This is a genomic window from Vibrio sp. D173a (genome assembly GCF_030248475.1).
The window spans coordinates 1-2300 of the sequence record NZ_JAHGAH010000691.1 but is presented as its reverse complement, the minus strand read 5'-3'; the positions used below and the strand labels follow the sequence as shown (position 1 = coordinate 2300).

The 2300-nt window shown below is 47.4% G+C and carries 2 protein-coding genes; both read right to left on the bottom strand.

Going from position 1 to position 2300, the window contains the following annotated elements:
* Positions 1-53 precede the first annotated feature (53 nt).
* Entirely contained in the window at positions 54-677 is a 624-nt protein-coding gene (locus tag KIV40_RS28550) for a flavin prenyltransferase UbiX (protein ID WP_032553282.1), read from the bottom strand.
* Positions 678-716: 39 nt separating this feature from the next.
* A complete protein-coding gene (gene mpl, locus KIV40_RS28545) occupies positions 717-2075 on the bottom strand; it encodes a UDP-N-acetylmuramate:L-alanyl-gamma-D-glutamyl-meso-diaminopimelate ligase (protein WP_285352591.1) in 1359 nt (452 codons plus the stop codon).
* Positions 2076-2300: the final 225 nt, after the last annotated feature.

The window sequence follows — 2300 nt, the reverse complement described above, 5'->3', positions numbered from 1 at the left end:
ATGAGTGAGCAGAATTGTAATTGTATTTTAACCAATAAGCTACAAAGTTCGCCTTAATGGCGCTGATCGTAGCCCCATCTTGGTACTAAACCCTGCTCAATACCTAGGTGGTCAAGAATACGAGCCACCATGAAATCGACAAGGTCATCGATCGATTTTGGCTGATGATAAAAACCAGGAGCTGCGGGCATGATGGTCACTCCCATAGTCGAGAGTTTGTGCATATTTTCCAAGTGTAGCGTCGAGAATGGCGTCTCTCGAACCACTAACAGCAGTTGGCCGCGCTCTTTCATGACAACATCCGCAGCGCGTTCAATCAAGTTATCTGACATACCGTGGGCAATTGATGCAACACTCCCTGCCGAGCATGGACAAACCACCATCTGCTTCGGTGCAGCAGAGCCTGACGCAACAGGAGAGAACCAATCGTCTTTACCACACACAACCAAACGCTCAGGGTCGCAATTTAGGTGTTTAACCAATGCCGCTTTGGCCGCATCGGGACCTGAAGGCAGTTTGAGATCATGTTCGGTTGCAAGCACCACTCTGGCGGCTGACGATATCAACAGGTACACCTGATAGTCAGCGGCGAGTAGGCACTCTAGTAAGCGCAAACCATATGGGGCACCAGAAGCGCCAGTGAATGCGAGGGTAATCGCTTTACTCTGTTTGGTCATGATCTCTTGTACTTCTTAAATCGATTAGAACGCGTGTATTTAACCTTTGGCCGCCAATCCATCAAGTAATTTCTGATGAATACCACCAAAACCACCATTGCTCATCACCAAAATTTGGTCACCAGATTGCGCTTGCTCAACAATACTTGCGACTAAGGCATCTAGGTTGTCACTGACAACAGCGGGCTGATGACAAGCGTCTGCGACATCTTTAACCGACCAATCAATGTTGTCTGGTTGGAATAAGAAAGTGCTGTCTGCTTGCTTCAATGAATCAGCAAGGGTTTCTTTGTGCACGCCTCGTTTCATCGTAGCAGAGCGAGGCTCTAACACTGCGATAATTTTGTTGTTGCCGACCTTATTACGTAGGCCACCCAAAGTAAGTTCAATTGCAGTTGGGTGATGTGCAAAATCGTCGTAGACCGTCACGCCCGCGACTTCCCCTTTTAGCTCGAGGCGTCGCTTAGTATTAATAAATTTTGCTAAAGACTCACACGCCAGATCCGGAGTCACGCCGACATGTCTTGCTGCTGCGATCGCCATCAAGGCATTATTGACGTTGTGATCCCCCACCAGCGGCCAATCAACCTGACCGACACACTCTTCTTGGAAGTACACTTTGAACTGAGAGCCATCTTTGACTAGCTTTTCAGCGCGCCAATCCGCCTCTTCACCAGCAACTTCCGTTTCACTCCAACAGCCGCGAGACAGTACATCTTCAAGAGCACTATCCTGTTTTGGTGCGAAAATTCGTCCATTGCCCGGCACGGTTCGAATCAGATGGTGGAACTGGCGCTTAATCGCCTCAAGACCGTCGAAAATATCCGCATGATCAAACTCAAGATTGTTCATCACCAAATTGCGTGGGTGATAATGAACAAACTTAGAACGCTTATCAAAAAAAGCACTGTCGTACTCGTCGGCCTCCACGACAAAGAACATGCTTTCACCCAGTCGCGCTGAGATGCCAAAGTTACCCAGCACTCCGCCGACTAAGAAGCCCGGCGCATAGCCACAATCTTCTAGAACCCACGCCAACATACTGGCCGTGGTGGTTTTACCATGAGTGCCGGACACCGCGAGAACCCAGCGGTCATGCAGCAGGAACTCTTGTAGCCACTGAGGACCAGAGGTGTATTTAAGATTGTTATCTAGAACATATTCAACGCACGGATTGCCACGACTCATCGCATTGCCAATCACCACCAAGTCAGGTCTCGGCTCTAATTGGCTCGGATCAAAACCTTCAATAATTTCGATTCCTTGAGACTCTAAGAGCGTGCTCATTGGCGGGTAAACATTGGCATCACAACCTGTCACTTTATGACCTAATTGACGGGCTAACACCGCTGCACCACCCATAAAGGTGCCACGAATTCCTAAGATATGAATATGCATATATCGCTTCCAAAAAACGGGGCAAAAAGACTGATTTCTTAATCAAGATTATGTGCATTTCTTATCACGAATCGCCCAACAAAAGCGAGTCGCAATGCAAAACAAATTCAGTCGACATTCTAAGTGAGATCTGTGTCGCTTACTTCATTACCATTAAAAAGATCTAAAGCTTAGAATTTAAGTAAGCGACTAGATGAATAATGCCCACTTAAGAGGCAACCCAAT